The organism is Candidatus Dorea massiliensis AP6 (assembly GCF_964245105.1).
Classification (GTDB): Bacteria; Bacillota; Clostridia; order Lachnospirales; family Lachnospiraceae; genus Laedolimicola; species Laedolimicola intestinihominis.
In genome coordinates, this window is the sequence record NZ_CAXTKW010000018.1 from 35969 (window position 1) to 58139 (window position 22171).

Annotated in this window: 24 protein-coding genes; 21 read left to right on the forward strand and 3 right to left on the reverse strand. The window is 49.6% G+C overall.

The window, feature by feature from the left end; translation table 11 throughout:
- Positions 1–44 precede the first annotated feature (44 nt).
- The 15 genes from ACESZP_RS15985 to larC all read left to right on the forward strand — a co-directional run bounded on the left by ACESZP_RS15985 (position 45) and on the right by larC (position 12927).
- Positions 45–890, forward strand: a complete 846-nt coding sequence (locus ACESZP_RS15985; RefSeq protein ID WP_158361509.1) for an ABC transporter permease — start codon at positions 45–47, stop codon at positions 888–890.
- A complete protein-coding gene (locus ACESZP_RS15990) occupies positions 887–1660 on the forward strand; it encodes an ABC transporter permease (protein WP_349164927.1) in 774 nt (257 codons plus the stop codon). The genes ACESZP_RS15985 and ACESZP_RS15990 overlap by 4 nt, the downstream gene beginning before the upstream one ends.
- On the forward strand, positions 1642–2394 hold the full coding sequence (locus tag ACESZP_RS15995; protein ID WP_499709698.1) for an ABC transporter ATP-binding protein: 753 nt from the start codon (positions 1642–1644) through the stop codon (positions 2392–2394). Before ACESZP_RS15990 ends, ACESZP_RS15995 begins: the two co-directional genes overlap by 19 nt.
- A gap of 14 nt (positions 2395–2408) precedes the next feature.
- Positions 2409–3155: an ABC transporter ATP-binding protein gene (locus ACESZP_RS16000; RefSeq protein WP_158361514.1), complete on the forward strand. Its 747-nt coding sequence runs from the start codon at positions 2409–2411 to the stop codon at positions 3153–3155.
- Between the two features lie 12 nt (positions 3156–3167).
- Positions 3168–3965: an SDR family NAD(P)-dependent oxidoreductase gene (locus tag ACESZP_RS16005; protein ID WP_349164928.1), complete on the forward strand. Its 798-nt coding sequence runs from the start codon at positions 3168–3170 to the stop codon at positions 3963–3965.
- 16 nt (positions 3966–3981) lie between these two features.
- Positions 3982–4806, forward strand: coding sequence for a transketolase (locus tag ACESZP_RS16010; RefSeq protein ID WP_158361518.1), 825 nt, complete (start codon positions 3982–3984; stop codon positions 4804–4806).
- A 5-nt stretch (positions 4807–4811) separates the two neighbouring features.
- Positions 4812–5744 carry a transketolase family protein gene (locus ACESZP_RS16015; protein WP_499709699.1) on the forward strand — a complete coding sequence of 311 codons (933 nt, stop codon included), beginning with the start codon at positions 4812–4814 and terminating at the stop codon, positions 5742–5744.
- 4 nt (positions 5745–5748) lie between these two features.
- Complete coding sequence (locus tag ACESZP_RS16020; protein WP_499709700.1) at positions 5749–6774, forward strand: zinc-dependent alcohol dehydrogenase; 1026 nt, start codon at positions 5749–5751, stop codon at positions 6772–6774.
- A gap of 1 nt (position 6775) precedes the next feature.
- Entirely contained in the window at positions 6776–7444 is a 669-nt protein-coding gene (locus tag ACESZP_RS16025) for a ribulose-phosphate 3-epimerase (protein ID WP_349164931.1), read from the forward strand.
- The gene (araD, locus tag ACESZP_RS16030) at positions 7441–8178 is read left to right on the forward strand and encodes an L-ribulose-5-phosphate 4-epimerase AraD (RefSeq protein ID WP_499709701.1); all 738 of its coding nucleotides are present in this window, start codon (positions 7441–7443) and stop codon (positions 8176–8178) included. Before ACESZP_RS16025 ends, araD begins: the two co-directional genes overlap by 4 nt.
- An 18-nt stretch (positions 8179–8196) precedes the next feature.
- A complete protein-coding gene (locus tag ACESZP_RS16035) occupies positions 8197–9030 on the forward strand; it encodes a triose-phosphate isomerase (protein WP_499709702.1) in 834 nt (277 codons plus the stop codon).
- Positions 9031–9040: 10 nt separating this feature from the next.
- Positions 9041–10495 (forward strand): lactate racemase domain-containing protein, encoded by a 1455-nt coding sequence (locus ACESZP_RS16040; protein WP_499709703.1) that lies wholly within the window; start codon positions 9041–9043, stop codon positions 10493–10495.
- Positions 10496–10564: 69 nt separating this feature from the next.
- On the forward strand, positions 10565–11284 hold the full coding sequence (locus ACESZP_RS16045; protein WP_499709704.1) for a sulfite exporter TauE/SafE family protein: 720 nt from the start codon (positions 10565–10567) through the stop codon (positions 11282–11284).
- 97 nt (positions 11285–11381) lie between these two features.
- The gene (gene larB / locus ACESZP_RS16050; RefSeq protein ID WP_499709705.1) at positions 11382–12170 is read left to right on the forward strand and encodes a nickel pincer cofactor biosynthesis protein LarB; all 789 of its coding nucleotides are present in this window, start codon (positions 11382–11384) and stop codon (positions 12168–12170) included.
- Entirely contained in the window at positions 12163–12927 is a 765-nt protein-coding gene (gene larC, locus ACESZP_RS16055; protein ID WP_499709707.1) for a nickel pincer cofactor biosynthesis protein LarC, read from the forward strand. Before larB ends, larC begins: the two co-directional genes overlap by 8 nt.
- 30 nt (positions 12928–12957) lie before the next feature.
- Here the strand turns inward: larC and ACESZP_RS16060 are convergent, their stop codons facing one another.
- Positions 12958–13527: a chromate transporter gene (locus ACESZP_RS16060; RefSeq protein WP_178039043.1), complete on the reverse strand. Its 570-nt coding sequence runs from the start codon at positions 13525–13527 to the stop codon at positions 12958–12960.
- Positions 13528–13573: 46 nt separating this feature from the next.
- Positions 13574–14158, reverse strand: a complete 585-nt coding sequence (locus ACESZP_RS16065; protein ID WP_499709709.1) for a chromate transporter — start codon at positions 14156–14158, stop codon at positions 13574–13576.
- Positions 14159–14262: 104 nt separating this feature from the next.
- On the opposite strand from ACESZP_RS16065, the gene ACESZP_RS16070 reads away from it, so the two are divergent.
- Entirely contained in the window at positions 14263–15153 is an 891-nt protein-coding gene (locus ACESZP_RS16070) for a LysR family transcriptional regulator (protein ID WP_499709710.1), read from the forward strand.
- Positions 15146–16027, forward strand: coding sequence for a nickel pincer cofactor biosynthesis protein LarC2 (gene larC2 / locus ACESZP_RS16075; RefSeq protein WP_499709711.1), 882 nt, complete (start codon positions 15146–15148; stop codon positions 16025–16027). The genes ACESZP_RS16070 and larC2 overlap by 8 nt, the downstream gene beginning before the upstream one ends.
- Positions 16028–16153: 126 nt before the next feature.
- On the opposite strand, the gene ACESZP_RS16080 is transcribed toward larC2, so the two are convergent.
- The gene (locus ACESZP_RS16080) at positions 16154–17536 is read right to left on the reverse strand and encodes an alanine/glycine:cation symporter family protein (protein ID WP_499709712.1); all 1383 of its coding nucleotides are present in this window, start codon (positions 17534–17536) and stop codon (positions 16154–16156) included.
- Positions 17537–17868: 332 nt separating this feature from the next.
- Between ACESZP_RS16080 and loaP the strand changes: the two genes are divergently transcribed.
- The 4 genes from loaP to ACESZP_RS16100 all read left to right on the forward strand — a co-directional run bounded on the left by loaP (position 17869) and on the right by ACESZP_RS16100 (position 21938).
- A complete protein-coding gene (loaP, locus tag ACESZP_RS16085) occupies positions 17869–18396 on the forward strand; it encodes an antiterminator LoaP (RefSeq protein WP_499709713.1) in 528 nt (175 codons plus the stop codon).
- A gap of 81 nt (positions 18397–18477) precedes the next feature.
- Positions 18478–19710: a beta 1-4 rhamnosyltransferase Cps2T gene (cps2T, locus tag ACESZP_RS16090; RefSeq protein ID WP_499709714.1), complete on the forward strand. Its 1233-nt coding sequence runs from the start codon at positions 18478–18480 to the stop codon at positions 19708–19710.
- A 144-nt stretch (positions 19711–19854) separates the two neighbouring features.
- Positions 19855–21063: a glycosyltransferase gene (locus ACESZP_RS16095; RefSeq protein ID WP_499709715.1), complete on the forward strand. Its 1209-nt coding sequence runs from the start codon at positions 19855–19857 to the stop codon at positions 21061–21063.
- A gap of 35 nt (positions 21064–21098) precedes the next feature.
- Positions 21099–21938 (forward strand): glycosyltransferase, encoded by an 840-nt coding sequence (locus ACESZP_RS16100; protein ID WP_499709716.1) that lies wholly within the window; start codon positions 21099–21101, stop codon positions 21936–21938.
- Positions 21939–22171 lie beyond the last annotated feature (233 nt).

The following is a 22171-nucleotide window of genomic DNA, read 5'->3' on the forward strand; positions in this document are numbered from 1 at the left end:
GTACTGCCCTTCTTCTGACTTATTTATATAATGGAGAGAGGTATATGAGCGATAAATCGAAAGAAATTTCAACAGAGGTCGCCAATTCCATTCTGATAGAAGCAAAGGCCAAACGGAAAGAAAACCGACAGCTCCTGTTGATATCTACCATCAGCGTGCTGGTATTTCTGGGGATTTGGGAATTGGCTGTTCGTATAGGATGGATCGACAGTAAATATCTGTGCGCGCCCACTACAGTAGTAAAAACATTCATACAGAAATTATCGGATCCGAAACCGGACGGAGCGGTGCTGGGCGTTCATATTATAACCAGTCTGAAGCTGGTTCTGGTAGGGTACTGCAGCGCGGTTATTGTGGGCGTTCCGCTGGGACTAATCATGGGTTATTATCATACCTTTGATAAGCTGGTATCTCCGATTTTTGAAATCATTCGACCGATTCCGCCTATCGCGTGGATTCCGCTGTCAATTATCTGGCTGGGAGTCGGAACGACGGCAAAAGCCTTTATTATTTTCCTAGCAGCGTTTGTTCCCTGTGTCATCAATTCTCATACCGGCATCAAGCTGACGCCGGCCGTATATCTGAATGTGGCCAAGACGTCAGGAGCCAGCAGGTGGGAGATTTTCTGGACTGTCAGCAAAAATTACGCCATGCCACTGGCCTTTACCGGCATACAGGTAGCCTTGGGAAATGCATGGTCCACGTTAGTTGCGTCGGAGCTTCTGGCAGCTACGGCAGGTCTGGGCTATATGATTCAGCAGGGCCGTTCCCTTGTCAGACCTGACATTATCATCGTAGGAATGCTTACCATTGGCGTAATCGGAGCTATTCTGACGACGCTGTTGTCCAAGCTGGAAAATCATGTTGTGAAATGGAGGAGCAGAGGATGAAAAAGAATCGTTCGCAGGCACGGGATATCATGCTTTCCACTCTGTCTATCCTGGGACTGATTGTTGTCTGGTTTCTCGTGTCAAACAGTAAGCCGGATTTTTTTCCGACGCCTATGGCGACCATTGAACGTTTTATAAAACTGATTGAAAAACCGGTTATGAAAATTTCGATTCTGGGACATATATTTGCCAGTCTGAAGAGAGTTATGCTTGCGCTGATTGCAGCTATCATTCTCGGGGTTGGAATCGGACTGGTTATGGGCTGGAATAAAAAAGTAAGAGCAGCTATTAACCCGATTCTGATGGCGTTGCGTCCGATCCCGCCAATTGCGTGGATTCCGCTTATCATCCTGCTGTTTGGTATCGGAGAGTTCCCGAAGGTACTTCTGGTATTTATCGGAGCATTTTTCCCGATTGTTATGAACACTATGTCAGGTGTTTCACTGGTAGACGATATGTATCTGAAGGTTGGAAAGATTTACAAGGCCAATACCGGGCAGATGCTGAGGCATGTGGTATTTCCTGCAGCTATGCCGGCGATTCTGGCGGGTATCAAGATCGCTATCAGTTCTGGATGGATGGTAGTGGTAGCGGCAGAAATGCTGTCCAGTAAATCCGGACTGGGATTTTTGATTAACCGTGGACGTGACAGCTATGATGTGGCTCTGATTATGGTAGCCATGATTCTGATCGGCGTGGTAGGAGCCCTGTTAAGCGCCGTATTTACACTTATTGAAAGGAAATTATGCGGATGGATGAGCAAAGAATAGTACAGGTTCGACTGGAAAATATATCCCGCTCCTTTGTATCCAGAAAGACAATTTTCGAAGCCGTTAATCATGTAAGCATTGATGTATACAAAAACGAGTTTCTGGTTTTGCTGGGACCGGGACAGTGCGGTAAAACCGTTCTCCTGAATATGGTAAGTGGACTGGAGACGCCGACAGAGGGAAGAGTAGAATTTGTAGACAGTGATAAGACAGATTTGGGCTTTGTATTTCAGAAGACGGCAGTATTTCCGTGGAAAACCGTTATGGAAAATGTGGAAATGCCTTTGGAATTAAAGGGTGTTCCGAAAAAAGAACGCAGAGAGCGGGCACAGTATCTGATCGATCTGGTAGGCCTGCATGGATTCGAGAATGCGCTTCCGAAGCAGCTTTCCGGAGGAATGAAACAGCGAGTGGGAATTGCGAGAGCCTATTGCAATAATCCGCAGGTACTGCTGATGGATGAGCCTTTTGGAGCGCTGGACGCGCAGACCAGATATCAAATGGAAGAAGAGATCTTACGCATCTGGGAGCAGGAAAAGAGAACGGTTATCTTTGTTACGAATAATATTGAGGAAGCCGTATATCTGGCGGATCGGATTATTCTTCTGAGCGCTTGTCCGGCGACAGTAAAAGAGGTATATGAGATCGCATTGCCCAGACCGAGAGATTACGTGGATACAGAATTTTTGAAGATTCGTGAAGCGATAGAAGCAAATACAGACTTGGCGTTATAGACAGGAGGTATATCATGGAAAAACGAGAAGTGAAAGTCCAGGTAAATCATCTGACAAAGCGCTTTGGTGATTTGCTGGTATTAGACGATATCTCATTTGAGATTAACAAGGGAGAGTTTGTCTGCATTGTAGGTCCTACCGGCTGTGGAAAGACAACATTTTTGAATCTTCTGACAGGGCTTCTGGAGCCTACAGAGGGAGAAATTCTGATTGACGGAGAGCGTGCGGATCCGAAGAAGCACAGCATTTCATTTGTATTTCAGGAGCCCTCGGCTTTTCCGTGGCTGACGGCTCAGCAGAACATCGAATACGGCCTGAGAATCAAGAAGAAACCGGAACAGGAAATTGTTTCACAGCGCGAGAAAATTATCGGCCTGTTAGGTCTGGAAAAATATAGAGACGCTTATCCGCATGAAATGTCAGTCAGTATGGAGCAGAGAGTGGTTATCGGACGTGCCTTCGCGTTGAATCCGGATCTGCTTCTGATGGACGAACCCTATGGACAGATGGACATCAAGATGCGCTATTATCTGGAAGACGAGGTTATCCGGCTCTGGCAGGCGACGGGAAGCACAGTACTTTTTATCACGCATAATCTGGAAGAGGCGACTTACCTGGCAGAGCGTGTACTGATACTGACGAACAAACCTGCGAAAATTAAGACGAGTATTGATGTGGATCTGCCCAGACCGCGACAGATTGCGGATCCGAAGTTTATTGAAATCCGAAAAGAAATTACCGATATGATCAAGTGGTGGTAGAAAGGAGCAGTTATGAAAAATCTGAAGGACAAGGTTGTATTTATTACAGGCGGCGCCCGTGGACTGGGTTATGCTATGGCAGAGAAATTCGCGGCAGAGGGCGCAAAAATTGTGATTGGTGATATTCAGGAAGCCCTTGCGATGGAATCAGCAGAGAAGATTCAGAAAGAATTCGGTGTGGAAACCTATGCGTTCCAGATGGATGTTACCAGCGTAGAGAATATCAAGGCTGCATTTGCAAAGGTGAAAGAGCGCTTCGGAAAACTGGATGTACAGGTCAATTGCGCGGGAATTCAGATTCGCTGCCCGTCTAAGGAATTCACAGAGGAAAACTGGGATAAGCTGATGAACGTGAATCTGAAGGGCGTATTCTTCTGCTGTCAGCAGGCAGCTCTCTTGATGGGCGACAGCGGCGGAGCCATCGTTAATATCTCCTCCGGAACATCCACGCAGACGACACCGGGACGCGCGCCTTATGTTATCTCCAAAGGCGGCGTAAACGCCATGACGGCAGTGCTTGCTTCGGAGTGGGCAGAGGACAGAAACGGGAAAAAGGCTATCCGTGTCAATGCGGTAGCGCCTGGCTGGATTCTGACTAATATGGTACAGGACGGCTATCGATTGGGTGTCGTATCTGAGAATCAGATTCTGGCAGCTGTTCCGTTCAAACGTCTGGCAAACCCGTCCGAGATCGCAGACGCAGTCGTATTCCTCGGCTCCGATGAGTCCAGCTATATCACAGGACAGACATTATTCGTAGACGGTGGCTGGAGCGCTCTGGGTATGCCGGCCATGGATCTGATTAAATAAGGAGGGAAGCAGGATTATGAAATTAGCTTATTCTTCAGAAGAATTGAAAAAGACCGCCAATGATATTCGCATCAATATCGTGGAGAGTATCCATTGCGGCGGCTCTGGACATCCGGGCGGTTCCCTGTCCATAGCGGAAATGATGGCCGTATTGTATTTCCACGAGATGGATGTGGACGAGAAAAATCCGAAATGGGAGGATCGGGATCGATTCGTGCTTTCCAAAGGTCATGCGGCACCCGCTTATTACGCGGCGCTTGCGGAGCGAGGCTATTTTGATAAAGAGGTACTGAAAACCCTGCGCCATATTGACAGCATTTTACAGGGACATCCGGATATGAAGAAGGTTCCGGGCGTAGATATGTCCACAGGTTCTCTGGGACAGGGAATCTCCGCAGCGGCAGGTATGGCCCGCTTTGCGAAACAGACCGGAAAAGGCTTCCGTGTATACAGCATTCTGGGCGATGGCGAGATCCAGGAAGGCCAGGTATGGGAAGCGGTTATGAGCGCAGGTCACTTTAAGCTGGATAACCTGACGGCATTTCTGGATAACAACGATCTGCAGATCGATGGCCATGTGAGTGCGGAAATGTCGGTGTATCCGATTCGGGAAAAATTCGAAGCCTTTGGCTGGAATGTGGTAGAGGCCGACGGCCATGATGTGGATGAACTGGTGGAAGCTGTAGCGAAGGCGAAAGCCTGCGAAGGAAAACCGACCCTGATCTGGTGCAAAACCGTGAAAGGAAAAGGCGTATCCTTCATGGAAAATCAGGTGGGCTGGCACGGTGGAGCCATCAACGATGAACAGTATGAGACTGCAATGAAAGAGTTAAAGGGGTGAACAGTATGAATTCAACGAGAGAAGCATATGGACAGGCACTGGCAGAATTGGGTGAGAAGTATCCGATTTATGTATTTGACGCAGACCTGTCAAAAGCCACACAGACCGTTCATTTTGCCAAAAAATTCCCGGAGCGGTTTACGAACATGGGAATTGCGGAGTCGAATATGATAGGCTACGCGGCTGGCTACGCAGCTTGCGGCGCAACCGTATTTGCCAGCACTTTCGCGGAATTCGCAGCAGGAAGAGCCTACGATCAGATTCGCAATAGTGTGGCATATCCCCATTTGAACGTGAAAATCGCCGCGACCCACGGCGGTGTGCTGATCGGAGCAGACGGCGGTTCCCACCAGTGCGTGGAGGATCTGGCCCTGATGCGCGCCATCCCCGGAATGGTGGTTTTATGCCCGGCGGATACGGAGGAAACCAGACGCTGCGTAGAGGCAGCCATTCTGTATGACGGCCCCGTCTATCTGCGTTTTGGCAGAATGGGAACCCCGGAAGTCTATGAAAACGGAAAGACCTGTACCTTTGAGATCGGAAAGGGAACTGTAGTAGAGGATGGAACAGATGTAACACTCATTGCAGTGGGGGATATGGTAAGCCGCGCGGCAGCGGCAGCAAAGAAACTCAAAGAAGAGGGAATTTCTGCAGCAGTCATCGATATGGCGTCTGTAAAACCCATCGACGAGGCGCTTGTGGTTGAATACGCGAAGAAGACCGGCTGTATCGTAACAGCAGAGGATCACAATATTATGGGTGGACTTGGCGGAGCAGTCAGCGAGGTACTTGCGAAGCATCAGCCGGTTCCCCAGGAGATGGTAGGACTTCAGGATCAGTTCGGACGTTCCGGAACCCCGGCGGATCTGGCGGAATATTACGGACTGACGGCGGAGAAGATTGTGGAAGCAGCGAAAAAGTGTATGCAGAGGAAATAGGACTATGAAAAAAATTGTATTCACATCCGCATTGCATACAGAGATACAGGAAGCGGCTATACCAGGCTATCGGGACAATCAGGTTCTGCTGAAGATTGAACGAATCGGCGTGTGCGGAACCGATATTCAGGTATTTGCCGGAAGAAACCGATATATGCAATTTCCGGTTGTACCATTCCATGAAGGAATCGCGCGGGTGGTAAAGGTCGGAGCAGACGTAACACATGTAAAAGCCGGAGACAGAGTAGTGATCCGTCCGATTATCAGTTGCGGGACCTGTTATTCCTGCCGTCACGGCCATGAAAACGCGTGTGAAAATTTTAATTGCCTGGGCGTCCAGTCAGACGGTCTCGGAGCAGAATATTTCGTTATCGACAGTGAATATGTTTACCCGATTCCGGAGAGCTGTCCTTTGGATGAAGCGGTGCTTATTGAGCCCTTTGCGGTGGGAATCCATGCGGCCCTTCGGGGACAAGTGCAGGGTAAGCGCGTCCTGGTGGTAGGTGCGGGAACTATCGGCAATTTTACAGCGCAGGCCTGCCAGCTTCTTGGAGCTTCGGAGGTCGCTGTGTGCGATCTGAGTGACGACAAGATTGAGATGGCGAAGCGAGCCGGTATTCAGCACTGTGTAAGCAGTGCGGGACGCTCCCTGAAGGATGTGGCTTATGAAATTTACGGAACCTTCCCGGACGTTATCCTTGACTGCGTAGGCGCGAAGGTGATTCTGCCGCAGATTCTGGAGTTGGCGGGAAAGACGACTACGGTAGTAATTGTAGGAAATTATTCGGAGCCTGTACTGATTGATGTGGCGACCATCCAGAGAAATGAGTTAAATGTATTGGGCAATATTACGTATACGGCGGAAGATTTTCAGAAGGCAGTGGAACTCATGGTGAGCGGAAAAGTATATACCGAAGGCTTTATTTCCGCAAAATTCCCCTTTGACGAGGTACAGGGCATGATGGAATTTGCGCTGGAAAAGCGGGGCGTCAATATGAAAGTAGTTCTGGAATACAACGGGGAGGGATAGCATGTATCATATTTCACCTTCTCTGCTTTGCGCAGATCAGATGGAGCTTAGGCAGACTGTCGTCGAGGTGGAAAAGCTGGGTGTTGACTGGCTGCATATCGATGTGATGGACGGCAATTTTGTACCGAATTTTGCCTTTGGAACCGACTGTATTCGGGCCATTCGGAAGGAAGCGAAGGGCCCCCTGTATGCGCATATGATGTGTACAAAACCGATAGAGTTTATCAAGCCCTTTGCGGAGCTGGGAGTGGATTATTATTGTTTTCATTATGAGGCTACCGTGAATCCGTTCCGAGTGTGTCAGGAGATAGAGAAAAATGGCATGAAGGCCGCCATCGCGTTGAATCCGTCCACGCCGGTGGAACTGCTGGAGGATCTGCTTCCGGGTCTGTCCTGTGTAACCCTGATGTCCATAGAACCGGGATTTTCCGGCCAGAAGTTTCTTACGCATACTTATAAAAAGATACGGAAACTTCGGAAAATGGCAGGCGACAGCCCGGTGCGGATTGAGATCGACGGAGGAGCCGATATTCCCATATCCATGAAATGTATCGAGAACGGAGCAGATGTGATCGTGGGCGGATACTTCAACCTGTTTGACAGCGCGTATTCGCTTTCGGACAAGTACAGAGCCTACAGTCAGGCATTGAAGAACGGAGGGATAGAGTGACAGTACAGGAATTAAAAGAAATCGTAGTTGAGGCAAACAAAGAGCTGCCGAGGCGTCATATGGTGCTATATTCCTGGGGAAATGTAAGCGCCATTGATCGGGACAAAGGAATCATTGTAATTAAGCCCGTGGGTATTCCCTACGATGATCTGACCACGGAAAATGTAAGCGTTGTGGATTTGCAGGGCAATAAGGTGGACGGAGAGAAAAATCCGTTGAACCCGTCTGTGGATCTGGATATTCACCGGGCGCTGTATGAAAATTTCCCGGAGTGCAACGCTATCGTACATACACATTCTACCTACGCGACAGTGATGGCGCAGCTACACCGGGACGTGCCCTGCTTTGGCACAACCCATGCGGATTACTTTGCCGGATCCGTTCCCTGCGTGGAGGCTCTTTCTGACGAAGAAATCATTCATGATTACGAATGGAATACAGGCATGGCGATTGTAAAGTATTTCCAGAAATATGGTATATCACCTGCAGATGTGCCTGCAGCCCTGTCCATCAATCACGGTCCCTTTACCTGGGGCGAGGACTGCTGGGATGCAGTTCACAAGGCGGTAGTACTGGAAGAAATCTGTAAAATGGCGGTTCACATGCTGGCTATCGAACCGGACTGGCAGCCCATTCCCAAGGTCATGAGCGACAAGCATTTTTACCGTAAACACGGGGCGAACGCGTATTTTACCAATGACGATCACGGACATGGAATGGTACATAATAAATAAAAACTTACGGAGGGGTATATGAAGCATATTTATGTAAACTTAAAGCGCTTTGAAATCCCGGTTGAGCTTGGGGGCTTAAATCGGCTGGCGCCGGTATCTAAATGGGGCGAATACATCGTAACACATACACAGGAGGAGCTGAAGAAATACGATCCGCAGGAGGTGGAATTCGTTCAGATCTATCCGGAGTCCCAGATTCTGAAGGCTTCAGAGGCAAAGAGCGAGGGCAGTCCAATTAAGATCGGAGGCCAGGGCGTGTACCGGATGGATGCCGGACGGGACGGCTTCGGCGCGTTTACGACCAATTGCCCGGCGGCGTCTATGGCGGTGATGGGGGTAGATACCATCGTAATCGGCCACTGTGAGGAGCGTGTGGACAAGCTGGGCGTGATGCAGGCGGCAGGCGTGACGGACACAGCAGCAGTGAACCGGATCTTAAACGAAGAAGTGAAGCTGGCGCAGGCAAGAGGCATGAAGGTTCTTTACTGTATCGGTGAAAAGAGCGAGGAACAGGAGCACTGGCAGGAGGTTCTGGGCGAGCAGCTCCGGATAGGTCTGGATGGCGTGGACAAGACAAAGGTTGTGTTGGGGTATGAGCCTATCTGGTCCATAGGACCCGGAAAAACACCGGCAGATAAAGCGTATATTACCAAGATAGCCCGGTTCGCGAAAGAGGTGACCGGCGGCTGCGACATGGTATATGGTGGCGGCCTGAAGAAAGAAAATGCGGAAATGCTGGCTTCCATCGACGAGATTGACGGCGGGCTGATTGGCCTGACCCGTTTTACCGGCGAGATTGGCTTCTATCCGGATGAATATCTGGAGATTATCAAACTGTATCTGGGAAAGTGAGGAGAGAGGTATGAAACTTGATTTTGAATATGGCCATGGCACAATGACAGCAGAGCTTCCGGATACTACCGATGTATTTATTCCGGGAGAGACCATTCCAGATCCGCCCTGTATCCCGGAGGATCAGATCGTAGCCAAAACACGGGAATCCATACGCAATCCTATGGGAATGAAACCGCTTTCCGAGCTGGCTCATAAGGGAAGCAAAGTCGTTATCGTAATTCCGGATATTGTAAAGGGCGGCTGCCAGCAGACCTCCCACAGAAAAGTAGCGATTCGTTTGATTGTAGATGAGCTGTATGCGGCAGGCGTGGAGAAAAAAGATATTCTGCTTCTGTTTTCCAATGGTCTGCATCCCAGAACTACCACAAAAGAGGCAAAACAGATTCTGGGTAAGGAATTATTTGACGAGTTTTACTGGACCCATCAGATTACAAGTCATGATTCGGAAGATTATGAGCATCTGGTGGATCTGGGCTGTACCGAGCGCGGCGATCGGGTTCTGATGAATAAGTATGTGTTCGATTGCGATATTCCCATCCTGATTGGTCACACCCAGGGCAATCCCTACGGTGGTTATTCCGGCGGTTACAAGCACTGTGCGACCGGTATCACCCACTGGCGTTCCATAGCTACCCACCATGTTCCGGAGGTTATGCACGGACCGGATTTCACACCGGTTTCCGGGCATAGCATGATGAGAACGAAATTCAACGAGATCGGAATGCTGATGGAAGAAAAGATGGGACATCCCTTTTTCTGCTGCGACGCGGTACTGGACACCTATTCCCGTCAGATTGAGATCAATTCCGGTTACGCGAAGGTGATGCAGCCCAAGTCCTGGATTATGGCGAATAAGCGTACCTATGTACCGTTTGCCGAGGAAAAATATGACGTCATGGTATTCGGCATGCCCCAGAATTTCCACTACGGCGATGGTATGGGCACCAATCCTATTCAGTTGATGCAGGCGCTTTCCGCGCAGGTGGTTCGTCACAAGCGTGTTATGAAGGATAATTGCGTCATCATTTGCTCCTCTATTTGCAATGGATATTTCCATGATGAGAGATGGCCGTATCTGCGGGAGCTGTACGAGATGTTCCAGCATGATTATATGAACGTCTTACCGGATATGAACCGTTATGGTGAATACTTCGCGACAAATGAAGAATATATCCGCAAATATCGTTTCGCGAATGCGTTCCATCCATTTCATGGATTTTCTATGATGAGTAGCGCGCATATCGCGGAAATGAATACCAGCGCCATATACATCGTAGGCGCGCAGGAACCCGGTATCGCCAGAAGCATGGGACTGAAGACCCGGGCGACCTTCGAGGAGGCTCTGGAGGATGCGAAGAAAAAATATGTAGGATCGAACCCCAATATTCTTGCGTTGCCGAAAACCTTTAAGATTGGCGCAGTCCATCTGTGCATGAAAGACGACGATTTGTCAAACGTATAGAAAACATATAAGGAAAAACTGTCGTGGCACCGCAGAATCGGGCGGTGCCACATTTATTAGAAGGATGCTATGAAATTAACATTATTTATACTTCTTGTATTTAGTTTTAACCTGATTCAGACTATAGGCGCATTCGCCGGTACTATGCTGGCGATGCCGTTTGCGATTTTGCTGTTGGGTCCGGAGCAAGCCAGGCTGATATTGACGGCAGTTGGAATCTTAAGCTGTATTTATCCCGTGTTGAGCTGCCGTAGCTTCATTGATTGGAAAGAGGTTCGGAAAATCGGTATTTATATGGCGGCAGGAATCCTGGCGGCACAATTTCTGCTGAAGTATTTGTACGGGACGGCAATTTTGACAGTGTATGGACTGCTGGTGATAGGAGTGGCCCTTCGGAATTTCAGACAGACGAATCCGCGACAGCTTCCGTCATGGTTAGACAACTTGATTTTACTGATGGCAGGCCTGGTACACGGCGCGTTTCTTTCTGGTGGTTCCTTCCTTCTTATCTATGCAATGGAGCATTTTGCAAAGAAGAATGTACAGCGTTCCACCCTGTCTGTGCTCTGGTTAATCCTGAACGGTGGAATGGTTGTACTGTTCACAGCGCAGGGGCTGTATTGCAGGGAAAACCTGCATTATGTGTGGGTCGGAGTCATTCCGGCGATTCTGGGAATTCTTTTGGGAGATTGTCTGCAGAAGAAGCTGGATGAAACCTTATTTCGAAAATTTTCAAACTGCCTGCTATTTCTGTCAGGCAGTGTGTTAGTGATAAAATGTTTTTTGTAAAAAACAAAGACAGGATTTCCACTTGTTATTATCCCAGGAACTATTTATAATATCAATAGATCTGACCAATTGAACCGACAGACCGAGGTGCTGACACATGGATGTGACAAAACTTTTAACTCAGGTAAAAAATAATGAAATATCGATAGAACAGGCCGAAGCCGAGTTGAAGAACCTCCCCTACGAGGATCTGGGCTTCGCCAAGCTGGATCATCACCGGAAGGTGCGGCAGGGCTTCGAGGAAGTGGTGTACTGCCAGGGAAAGGCGACGCCCCATCTGGTAAAGATTTATCAGACGCTGACGGCGGAGGGCATCGACGTGCTGGGCACCCGGGCCAGCCGGGAGCAGTATGAGGCGGTGAAAGAGGCAATTCCGGAGGCAGTCTGGGACGAGGTATCCCGGGTGTTGAAGGTGGAGAAGCGGGACAGGAAGCGGATAGGCCGCATCGTGGTCTGTACCGGCGGTACGGCGGATGTGCCGGTGGCGGAGGAAGCGGCCCAGGTGGCGGAATTTTTCGGCACCAATGTGACGCGGCTTTATGATGTGGGCGTGGCCGGAATCCACCGCCTGCTTTCGAATATGAAGGCCTTCCAGGGCGCCAGCTGCGTCATTGCGGTAGCCGGTATGGAGGGCGCGCTGGCAGGCGTGGTGGCGGGTCTGGTGGATGTGCCGGTCATCGCAGTGCCGACTTCCGTGGGATATGGCGCGAACTTCGGCGGCCTGTCGGCTCTTTTAACCATGCTGAATTCCTGCGCCAACGGCATTACCACGGTAAATATCGACAATGGTTACGGGGCGGCTTATGTGGCAACCCAGATCAACCGGCTGGCCTGCGGCGGCAGACATCTCAGTGAAGAGGTAGTGGAGGAAGAAAAAGATGAGTAATGGCAATACCTTATATCTGGAGTGCCGCTCCGGCATTAGCGGCGATATGACCGTGGCAGCCCTGCTGGATCTGGGCGCGACCGAGGAGAACCTGCGGGCGGAGCTTGCGAAGCTGCCGGTGGACGGCTATGATATACAGATTAAAAAAGTGATGAAGAGCGGACTGCTGGTCAGCGATTTTGATGTGATCCTAGAACATGAGGTACCGGCGCATACACATGAACATTCCCACACGCATCCCCATGTTCATCGCAGTTGGGCCGACATCGAAAAGATGCTTCTGGAATCCGACCTGAAGCCCCGTGTCAAGGCTCTGTCCCTGCAGATGTTCCGTACCGTAGCCGAGGCTGAGGCAAAGGTCCATGGTCGTCCGGTGGACGAGGTACATTTCCACGAGGTGGGCGCTGTGGATTCCATTGTGGATATTGTGGGTACGGCAGCCTGCCTGGACGAGTTAAATGTGGATAAAGTGGTCGTTTCCGAATTGACCGAGGGCTGCGGCCACATCCGCTGTCAGCACGGCGTACTGCCGGTGCCGGTTCCGGCGGTGTTGGAGATTGCGGCGGCCCATCACCTGACCTTCCACCAGATCGAGCAGGAGGGCGAAATGGTTACCCCGACCGGCGCCGCGATTGCGGCATTATCCGAGGGACAGATCCCGGCTGCTTACTGCGTGAAAAAAGTCGGCATGGGTGCGGGGAAGCGGGAGTATCAGAATACGAATATATTGCGGGCAATGCTGATCGAAGAGAAATAGAAAAGACACGGGAAATTTCCCGTGTCTTTTCTACAGAAACCCTACTACCACATCTACAACCACCTTCATTACGCCCGCCAGCACCATTACCAGAATCGGATTCATCTTACATTTCTGCAATAACACGATGCAGAGAATGAAGATCACCACCAAATCCCAGTTGGTATCCGCCAGCGCGATGGCGGCGCTGCTACCCCAGAACGCCGTAATCAGAATCGAGATCCCAGCCGATGCAATCATGGCCACTACCGCAGGCCGGAGCGACCTCAGGATTCCCTGCATCAGGGACAGATTCCGGTATTTCAGATAGAGTGAAGCAATCAGCGTCACGATGATACAGGAGGGCAGGATACAGCCCATGGTGGCTACCAGCGCTCCCGGCACCCCGGCGATTTTCGTACCCACGAAGGTAGCTGAATTGACTGCGATGGGGCCGGGCGTCATTTCCGCGATGGTGATCAGGTTCGTGAATTCTTCCATGGTAAGCCAGCCGTATTTGATGACCACCTGAGCCTGAATCAGCGGCATGGCCGCATACCCGCCGCCGAAGCTGAAGGCTCCGATTTGCAGAAAGCTTAAAAATAACTTCAGTAAAATCATTTGAATAACCTCTCTTTTTCAGAAACAATTTTCAAAAAACTTAGGATTATTTGTCGTGGAGCGTATCAGCCGGGCTGTGCCGTTTTTTGAAAAGCGTCCGCACCGCGCCAAGCATCCCGCAGATCAGGATAATGTAAATGACATTGACGCCAAACACGCAGGAAGCGAGAAAGGCGGCAGCCATAATCAGGATGGAAATGAAATCCTTGCTGTGTACGACGCCGGACCCCATACTGTAGACCACCGATGCGATGACAGCGCCCACGCCGGCCTGCATCCCGTGCAGCATCCGGCTGACGAGAAAGCTGTCGCGAAAGGCCTCGTAAAATACGGAGATCACAGAGATGATCACAAACGGCGGAATAATCGTCCCCAGAATCGCCACCAGCGTACCAGGCAGTCCCGCCAGCTTAAAGCCCACCACGATGGCTCCGTTTACCGCGATAGCGCCCGGCGACGACTGGGCGATGGCCACCAGATCCAGCATCTCATCTTCCTCGATCCAGTGATATTCATCCACAAATTTTTTCTTCATCAGCGTCACGATGACATAACCGCCGCCGAAGGTAAAGGCGCTCAGGTAGAGCGTCGAGATAAATATTTTCCATAAAACCTTCTTTTTATTATTCATTGAAAAACCCTCCTACGCAACCAGTATAAGGATTCTTGACTTATATGTAAAATAGTATTATTTTATAATTATCATAATGAATTTATTATAAAGGAACGAAAACTATGACACTGCGACATATGAAAATCTACGTGGCCGTCTTTCAGCACAGCAATATCACCCGGGCAGCGGAAGAGCTGCATCTGGCCCAGCCGTCGGTGAGCCTAGCGGTGAAGGAACTGGAGGAATATTACGGTGTGCGGCTCTTTGAGCGGCGGGGAAGGCGGATTCTGCCCACCGAGGCCGGGCGGGAATTCTACGGCTACGCCCTGCACATTGCGTCGCTCTTTGACGAGATGGAGACCCGCATCAAAAACTGGGACCGCATCGGCACCCTGCGCATCGGCACCAGCATCACCATCGGCACCCACATCCTGCCGGAGCTGCTGCACCGCTTCCAGGAGCAGTTCCCGGAGGTGCGGACGGAAGCGGAGATCAACAATTCCTCCCTCATCGAGCGCCGGGTGCTGGACAATGCCATCGACGTCGGCCTCATCGAAAATCAGCCCGAGCACGAGGACATCTGCGCCGTGCCCTTTATGCGGGATGAGTTGGCAGCCATCCTGCCGCCCGGGCATGCGCTTGGCCGCCGGAAGAAAGTAACCCTGGAGCAATTGGCGGAACATCCCTTCCTCATGCGGGAAAAGGGCAGCGCAGGCCGGGAAATCCTGGACGCGGCCTTTGCGCTGCGGCAGCAGGCCGTCCATCCGGTCATGGAGAGCGTCAGCACTCAGGCCATCGTTCAGGGGGTGGCCGAAGGGCTGGGGGTGGCTGTATTGCCCTATCTGTTGGTCGAACGGGCCATTGAAGAGGGCGTCGTAGAGCAGGTTCCGCTGACCGAACCCATGGAACGGAACCTGAACATCATTTATCATAAGAGTAAATATCTGACCGGCAATATGAACACCTTCATCGAGTTATGTAAACAATATGGGGAGGAGACCGACCATGAGTAAGAATACACTATATCTGGAGTGCTACGAGGGAATCACCGGGGAAATGGTGCTGGGGGCGCTGCGGGAGCTGGCGGAAGCCCTGGAAACAGAAGAAAAAGACCGTATAAGCTTCCCAAAAGAAAGGGAGCATACGGAAATCAGAAAACAGGATATAGAAAGACAAAGTAAGGAGCAGGGAACTATACAGGAAGAACTCCTTCCCCAGATAGACCTCCTTCTTGAGAAATTACAGATAGAAAAAATCACTGCCTCTCCTGTCTGGTCCGACAAAGGCCCCACCGATGCCCTGGGATTGGCCATCGCAGCCCGCGCCGAGGGCGCTTGCTCGGAGCGTTTTGTGGTAAAAAAGGTTGGCACCGGAACAACTTATGTAAACTTGGAGAACAACACCCGCGAACCCAGAACCCTCCGCGCCATGCTCATCGAAGAAGTCCCCGCCGGAGAGCTTTGGATCCTGGAAAGCAACATCGACGACTGCGCCGGAGAAATCCTGGGCTACACTATGGATCTCCTCTTCGAAGTCGGAGCACGGGACGTCTGGTTCACCCCCATTTTCATGAAGAAAAACCGCCCGGCCTACCAGCTGTCCGTTCTCTGCGCCGAAGACCAGATCCGCGCCCTGGACGCCATCCTTTTCCGGGAGACCACCACCATCGGCGTCCGCCGCTACCGCGTAGAGCGCACCGCCCTGCCCCGCCGCTTCTTCGAAGTCCGGGTTCCCGGCGGTACTGTCCGCATCAAAGCCTGTGAGCAGCCCGACGGCGCCGAAAAATGTTACCCGGAATACGAGGACGTGAAGCGGATCGCGCGGGAGACGGGGAAGTCGTATCGTGAAGTGTACCAGATAGCAAAGACTACGGCGGAGCAGAGCTAAAACGCGTTAAATCTGGTGAATATCAATACTTCGGATTTGAAGGAAAATTTTGCTGCAACACTTAAAAGAAATACAATAATGAAAGGGATCTGAACAGCCTGGAGCAGTTCGGATCCCTTTTCAAATTTAAATCGCATCCGGATGCCGCGTCAGCTTCACCATCGTTCCGCCAAGCAAAAACAGCGCAATCAGGTTCGGAATGGACATCAGACCATTGAAGGTATCTGCCACACCCCACAGGAGCCCCAGATCCACGGTCGCGCCGAGAATCGCTACGGCGGAGTAAACCACCATAAAAGACTTATTGACCTTAGAGCCAAACAGAAACTCGATGCAGCGGGTGCCGTAGAGGCCCCAGCCGATAATCGTAGACAGGGCGAAGCAACAGAGCGCCACCGCCGTAAAAATAGAAACCCAGCTACCGTAAGTCGCCGTAAATCCGCTGATGGTCAGCGCCGCGCCCGCAGCCGCGCCAAAGTTCACCGGCACGCCGCTGCACAGAATAACGAGAGCCGTCATGGTACAGATAATAATCGTATCCGTAAATACCTCAAAGATACCGAAATAACCCTGGTTCACCGCCATACTGGTATCCGCCGCCGCATGTGCGATGGAACCGGTACCGAGGCCGGCCTCATTGGAGAAGATACCACGGGATACGCCATTTTTCATACTCAGGAAAAAGGTACCGACCGCGCCGCCGGTCACGGCAGAGGGAGTAAATGCGCCCTCGAAAATCGAAGCAAAGACAGCGGGTACGCGCTGAATATTCAGCGCGATAACGCCGATGGCAAGAACAATATAAAACAGGGCCATAAACGGAACCAGCTTCTCCGTCACCTGGCCGATCCGCTTGATGCCGCCCAGCAGAATCATCGCGACCACAACGGCGATAACGATACCGATGATCAGATTCATCGTATGAATAAACTGATCCGAAGCAGAAGCATAGCTGAGCACCGCCGTGTCGATGGCCGTGGTAATCGTATTGACCTGGGTGGCGTTGCCGGTACCGAAGACGGTCAATACGCCCAGTACCGCATAGATGCAGGCCAGCCATTTGAACTTAGGTCCGAGACCATTTTTAATATAATACATGGGACCTCCGACCCAGTCGCCCTTCTCATTCTTTTCACGGAAATGCACAGCCAGCGTCACCTCGGAAAACTTCGTACACATGCCGAGCAGGGCCGAGCACCACATCCAGAACACCGCGCCCGGACCGCCCAGGGCGATGGCGCCCGCCACGCCTGCGATATTGCCGGTGCCGACCGTGGAGGCCAGAGCCGTACAGACCGCCTGGAACGGCGTCACTGCGCCCTCGGCGGCTCCCTTCTTATGAAAAAGCTTACCCAGAGTCACCTTAAAGGTATAGCCAAACTTGCGAAACTGAATGCCGTGGGTTCGAATGGTCAGATACAGACCGACGCCGATGATACAGACCATAGCCGGGATCCCCCAGACAAAGCCATTGACGGCGCTGTTGATGCGTTCGATGGTTTCCAACATAATAAAATCTCCTCATAACCGTAAATAACTGAATTATAGCGAATATTTTATAATTTTACCATATTTTAGTGCTGATTGCGAGAAAAGATCACGTGGTTTAAGGGCTTCCACCGAAAAATTTACGGTACATTAGTAAAAAAGCGGAAAAAACAAAATCAGGTTTACCTTTGAAAGGAACTGTGTTAAGATGTATTAAATAAAAAAGCATTTTTTTGAGGTCAATCGTCGCTTTGCCGCGTTGGAGGAGAAAAAAGATCAGAGCATCAAGCGGAGTCTGCTTATATTTCATAAGCGGAACGGCGAAGCCTACCCAAAAAAGGAGGAAATCAGTCATGTGGTACGTCCTGCAGGTACCAACAGGACGCGAAGACCGGCTCATCGAGGAGATTCGAAGTTACCGAATCCAGGAGTATTTTGAGGAAGTATTCGCGCCGCGCTCTGTACGAAAGAAAAAATACCGGGGAAAATGGCAGACCAGCGAAGAGCTGCTGTTTCCCGGTTATCTGTTTGTCATCAGCGAGAACCCGGAGGAGCTCTATCAGGCCCTGAAACGGATTCCCCGCATGACCCGAATCCTCGGCACCGGCGAAAAATGGACCGCCATGACCGCGAATGATATCGAAACCGTCCGCCGCCTGGCGGCGCCTCATACACAGGCCCAACATGGGAAATGGCTTATGGACTTCTCCGAGGGTTATCTTCAGGGCGACAAAATCATCGTTACCGAAGGCCCCCTGCAGGGAATGGAGAGCCACATCCGCCGCATCGACCGCCACAAGCGCCTGGCCTGGCTGACCATCGACGTCCTGGGCGAATCCCGCGAAATCGCGGTGGGCCTGGAAATCATTCGAAAAGAATAAAAAACAAAGAGACAAAAGAAGCCTGTATACAGCGAGAAAAGCTGTATGCAGGCTTTTGTCGTGGGAAAAACGAGGAGCATTATGAAACAGGAAAATCAGGTACAGCATGTATTTCTGGTGGGCGCCAAAAGCCTGGGAGCATACGGCGGCTATGAAACCTTTGTATACAAGCTGACCGAGTACCATCAGAACAACCCGCATATCCGATATCACGTAGCCTGCAAAGCCAACGGCGACGGCTGCATGGATGAGACCAAAGTAGAGGGCGTCACCCGAATCTCCGACCGGGAATTCGAGTTCCACAACGCCCGCTGCTTCAAAATCCACATCCCCCAGATCGGCCCGGCCCAGGCTATCTACTACGACGTGGCCGCCCTCCGGGAATGCTGCAGCTATATCCGCAAGCACCGGATTCCGCATCCCATCATCTACATCATGGCCTGCCGCATCGATCCCTTTGCAAGGCATTATTATAAGGAAATCCACCGCCTGGGCGGTCAGGTCTACCTAAACCCCGACGGCCACGAATGGATGCGCGCCAAATGGAGCAAGCCCATCCGGAAATATTGGAAAATCTCCGAACAGATGATGGTGAAATACAGCGACCTGGTCATCTGCGATTCCATCAACATCGAGAAATACATCCACGAGCAATACGACGGCAAAGGCATCGGCGGAAGAAATCCGAAGACCACCTTCATCGCCTACGGCGCGGACCTGACGCCCAGCAAGCTGACCGATGACGACGCAAAGCTCGCGAACTGGTATCAGGAGAAAGGACTGACGAAGAAAAATTACTATCTGGTAGTCGGCCGCTTCGTTCCGGAGAACTCCTTTGAAATTATGATAAGGGAATTCATGAAGTCCCATTCCAAACGGGATTTTGCCCTGATTACAAATGTTAATGATAAATTCCTGAACGAGTTGGAAGAAAAGCTCCATTTCAAGCAGGACAAGCGCATCAAATTCGTGGGTACCGTATATGACCAGGAGCTTTTAAAGAAGATTCGGGAAAATGCATACGCCTATTTCCATGGACACACCGTCGGCGGCACGAACCCGTCGCTTATCGAGGCCCTGGGCAGCACAGACCTGAATCTGCTGGTGGACGTGGGCTTTAACCGGGAAGTGGCGGAGGAGAGCGCGCTGTACTGGGGCAGAGAGCCTGGCGAGCTGGCGGAGCTGATAGACCGGGCGGATGAAATGCCTGCAGATGAGATCCGGGAGATGGGCCGAAGAGCGAAGAAGAGAGTGGCGGAGGCCTATACTTGGGGGAAGATTTGTGGGGAGTATGAGGCTGTGTTTACAAAATAAACAGGGAGAATATAAGTGCGAATTCTACATTATTTTCTGGGATTTCCGCCATATAGAACGGGCGGGCTTACAAAATATGCATATGATTTGATGTGCGCGCAGGTCGACAAAGGCGATGAAGTATCCGCCTTATGGCCCGGAAAGATGGAAATAGTAAAGCATGATCCGAAAATCGCGAAACAAGAAGCCATTCATGGAATCCATAATTATGAACTGGTGAATCCGTTACCGGTTCCCCTTGACGAAGGAATCCGGGAAACAGACGCATTTACAGAAGCCTGCGATATAAAAGTATATATAGAATTCCTGGAGAAAATAAATCCGGAAGTGATTCATATTCATACCTTAATGGGACTGCACAGAGAATTCATTCGGGCAGCAAAAGCATTGAAGATAAGGATGTTGTTTACATCGCACGATTATTTTGGCTTATGTCCGAAGGTCACGTTATATAAGGAAAATGAAGCCTGTGATAAAGATTATGATTGTAGAGACTGCGTTTCCTGTAATCAGAGCGCGTTGTCCTTAAAAAAGATATGGCTTATGCAGTCGCCCTTATATAGAAAGCTGAAAAATGCAAGCGTGGTAAAGCTCCTTCGTAAAAGACACAGAAATGAGTTTTTTACGGACGACACACAGGCACAGGACATTCTGGTTGATGAGAAGGACGCAAAAAAATACAGAGAATTGAGACAGTATTATATAGGAATGCTTTCCATGATAGACTGCATTCATTTCAACTCGACAGTCACAGAAAAAATCTATAAAAGATATTTTACACCGGCAAGCAGCAGAGTTATCAGTATCACACATAAAGATATTGCGGATAACAGAGAGAAAAACACCTGGAACTACACCGGAAAACTCCGCATTACCAGCCTGGCGCCGGCCAAACCGTTTAAAGGCTACAATATTCTGTGCCAGGCCCTAGACGAACTCTGGCAGAGTGGAAAACACGATTTCGAATTGAAAATATTTAGCCCGGTTCCGGTGAAAAAGCCGTACATGGTTGTTCAGGAAAAAGGCTTTGCATACAGTCAACTCGGCGAAATTATGGCAGATACAGATGTGTTGGTTGCGCCGAGTGTATGGTATGAAACCTTTGGGTTTACGGTGCTGGAGGCATTGAGCTATGGAGTGCCGGTGATTGTGAGCGAGCATGTGGGGGCGAAGGATATTGTTGGAGATGGCGGGATTGTTGTAAAAGCGGGAGATAAGGAAGCGCTGAAGAAAGCAATCGGAGCATTGAATGCGGAAGGCTTGGAAAAGCTGCGTAAAAATATCAGAGAAGAGCTTCAGATAAAAACCTGGAAGCAGTTTCTGGAGGAAAACGATAGCTTATATAAAGAGTAAGTGTCGGAATTGAACAGCATGTAGGAGAAAGATAAATGTGTAGGATTGCAGTGATTATTTTACATTATGAAAATTTACAAGATACCCTTGAGTGCATAAACTCACTGAATACGCAAGACGAAAAAAACTTTGATATTGTAGTGGTGGATAATGGTTCAAAAAACGGGAAAACAGAATCTGTGGAGCATTTGTTTTCAGACAATGAGCGGATACACTTTTTATATTCGAAAACCAATTTAGGCTTTGCAAAAGGTAATAATTTAGGGTTTTGTTATGCAAAAGAAGAATTACATTCAGACATTATTGTGTTAGCAAATAATGATCTGATTTTTAGTCAACCAGATTTCATAACAAAAGTTCAGAAGGCATATATAGAAGAAGGATATGATGTTGCTGGTCCCAGAATTATATCGTTAGTTGATGGAATGAATCAGAATCCAGTGGCAAGAATGTTCTATAGTAAGCGAGATGTGTTAAAAAGATATTTAAAAACGCTTATTTTATATGCTTTAAATACTTTTAGTCTGGATTTGTTTTTTAAAAAGATTTTTGCAAAACCGATACAGGAATTTCAATATGATAGTTCGAAAGATTTTCAACTGTACGGTGCATGTTTAATTTTTGGAACAGAATATATAAAAAAATTTAACGGTTTGTATCCGGGCACCTTTATGTATGTTGAGGAAGATATATTAAGATATCAAGTAGAAGTGAACCATTTGAAAATGGTTTATTTGGACGAGATTGAAGTGAAGCATAAGGAAGGCTCTTCTACGGAAACTGTATATGAAAAAGGCAGGTTAAAGCGGCGGTTCTTCTACAAATGGAGTTTAAATAGCTTGAAACAGCTTATTGGAATGATAGGTTCACAATAAAGCAGAAATACTTGTGTATCATATACCGATATATAGAAAACAGAGGTCGTTAATGAAAGTTAAAAATATAGATTGGAAAGTAAATCCAAATTAGAAATTCATAATTTCACAGGTGTTTATCGCACCTCATAGAGTTTTAATAAAATCCTCCGAAAGCCTTGAAAATAAAGGATTTATCGCAATCAGTCCACCTTATCCCTTTATATGATTTCACACAATGTTACCCTTGTTCT

Bases quoted from the DNA above. Each gene is read 5' to 3' on its own strand.
- ACESZP_RS15985 (WP_158361509.1), top strand. From the start codon at position 45: ATGAGCGATAAATCGAAAGAAATTTCAACAGAGGTCGCCAATTCCATT.
- ACESZP_RS15990 (WP_349164927.1), top strand. From the start codon at position 887: ATGAAAAAGAATCGTTCGCAGGCACGGGATATCATGCTTTCCACTCTG.
- ACESZP_RS15995 (WP_499709698.1), top strand. From the start codon at position 1,642: ATGGATGAGCAAAGAATAGTACAGGTTCGACTGGAAAATATATCCCGC.
- ACESZP_RS16000 (WP_158361514.1), top strand. From the start codon at position 2,409: ATGGAAAAACGAGAAGTGAAAGTCCAGGTAAATCATCTGACAAAGCGC.
- ACESZP_RS16005 (WP_349164928.1), top strand. From the start codon at position 3,168: ATGAAAAATCTGAAGGACAAGGTTGTATTTATTACAGGCGGCGCCCGT.
- ACESZP_RS16010 (WP_158361518.1), top strand. From the start codon at position 3,982: ATGAAATTAGCTTATTCTTCAGAAGAATTGAAAAAGACCGCCAATGAT.
- ACESZP_RS16015 (WP_499709699.1), top strand. From the start codon at position 4,812: ATGAATTCAACGAGAGAAGCATATGGACAGGCACTGGCAGAATTGGGT.
- ACESZP_RS16020 (WP_499709700.1), top strand. From the start codon at position 5,749: ATGAAAAAAATTGTATTCACATCCGCATTGCATACAGAGATACAGGAA.
- ACESZP_RS16025 (WP_349164931.1), top strand. From the start codon at position 6,776: ATGTATCATATTTCACCTTCTCTGCTTTGCGCAGATCAGATGGAGCTT.
- ACESZP_RS16035 (WP_499709702.1), top strand. From the start codon at position 8,197: ATGAAGCATATTTATGTAAACTTAAAGCGCTTTGAAATCCCGGTTGAG.
- ACESZP_RS16040 (WP_499709703.1), top strand. From the start codon at position 9,041: ATGAAACTTGATTTTGAATATGGCCATGGCACAATGACAGCAGAGCTT.
- ACESZP_RS16045 (WP_499709704.1), top strand. From the start codon at position 10,565: ATGAAATTAACATTATTTATACTTCTTGTATTTAGTTTTAACCTGATT.
- larB (WP_499709705.1), top strand. From the start codon at position 11,382: ATGGATGTGACAAAACTTTTAACTCAGGTAAAAAATAATGAAATATCG.
- larC (WP_499709707.1), top strand. From the start codon at position 12,163: ATGAGTAATGGCAATACCTTATATCTGGAGTGCCGCTCCGGCATTAGC.
- ACESZP_RS16060 (WP_178039043.1), bottom strand. From the start codon at position 13,527: ATGATTTTACTGAAGTTATTTTTAAGCTTTCTGCAAATCGGAGCCTTC.
- ACESZP_RS16065 (WP_499709709.1), bottom strand. From the start codon at position 14,158: ATGAATAATAAAAAGAAGGTTTTATGGAAAATATTTATCTCGACGCTC.
- ACESZP_RS16070 (WP_499709710.1), top strand. From the start codon at position 14,263: ATGACACTGCGACATATGAAAATCTACGTGGCCGTCTTTCAGCACAGC.
- larC2 (WP_499709711.1), top strand. From the start codon at position 15,146: ATGAGTAAGAATACACTATATCTGGAGTGCTACGAGGGAATCACCGGG.
- ACESZP_RS16080 (WP_499709712.1), bottom strand. From the start codon at position 17,536: ATGTTGGAAACCATCGAACGCATCAACAGCGCCGTCAATGGCTTTGTC.
- loaP (WP_499709713.1), top strand. From the start codon at position 17,869: ATGTGGTACGTCCTGCAGGTACCAACAGGACGCGAAGACCGGCTCATC.
- cps2T (WP_499709714.1), top strand. From the start codon at position 18,478: ATGAAACAGGAAAATCAGGTACAGCATGTATTTCTGGTGGGCGCCAAA.
- ACESZP_RS16095 (WP_499709715.1), top strand. From the start codon at position 19,855: ATGGAAATAGTAAAGCATGATCCGAAAATCGCGAAACAAGAAGCCATT.
- ACESZP_RS16100 (WP_499709716.1), top strand. From the start codon at position 21,099: ATGTGTAGGATTGCAGTGATTATTTTACATTATGAAAATTTACAAGAT.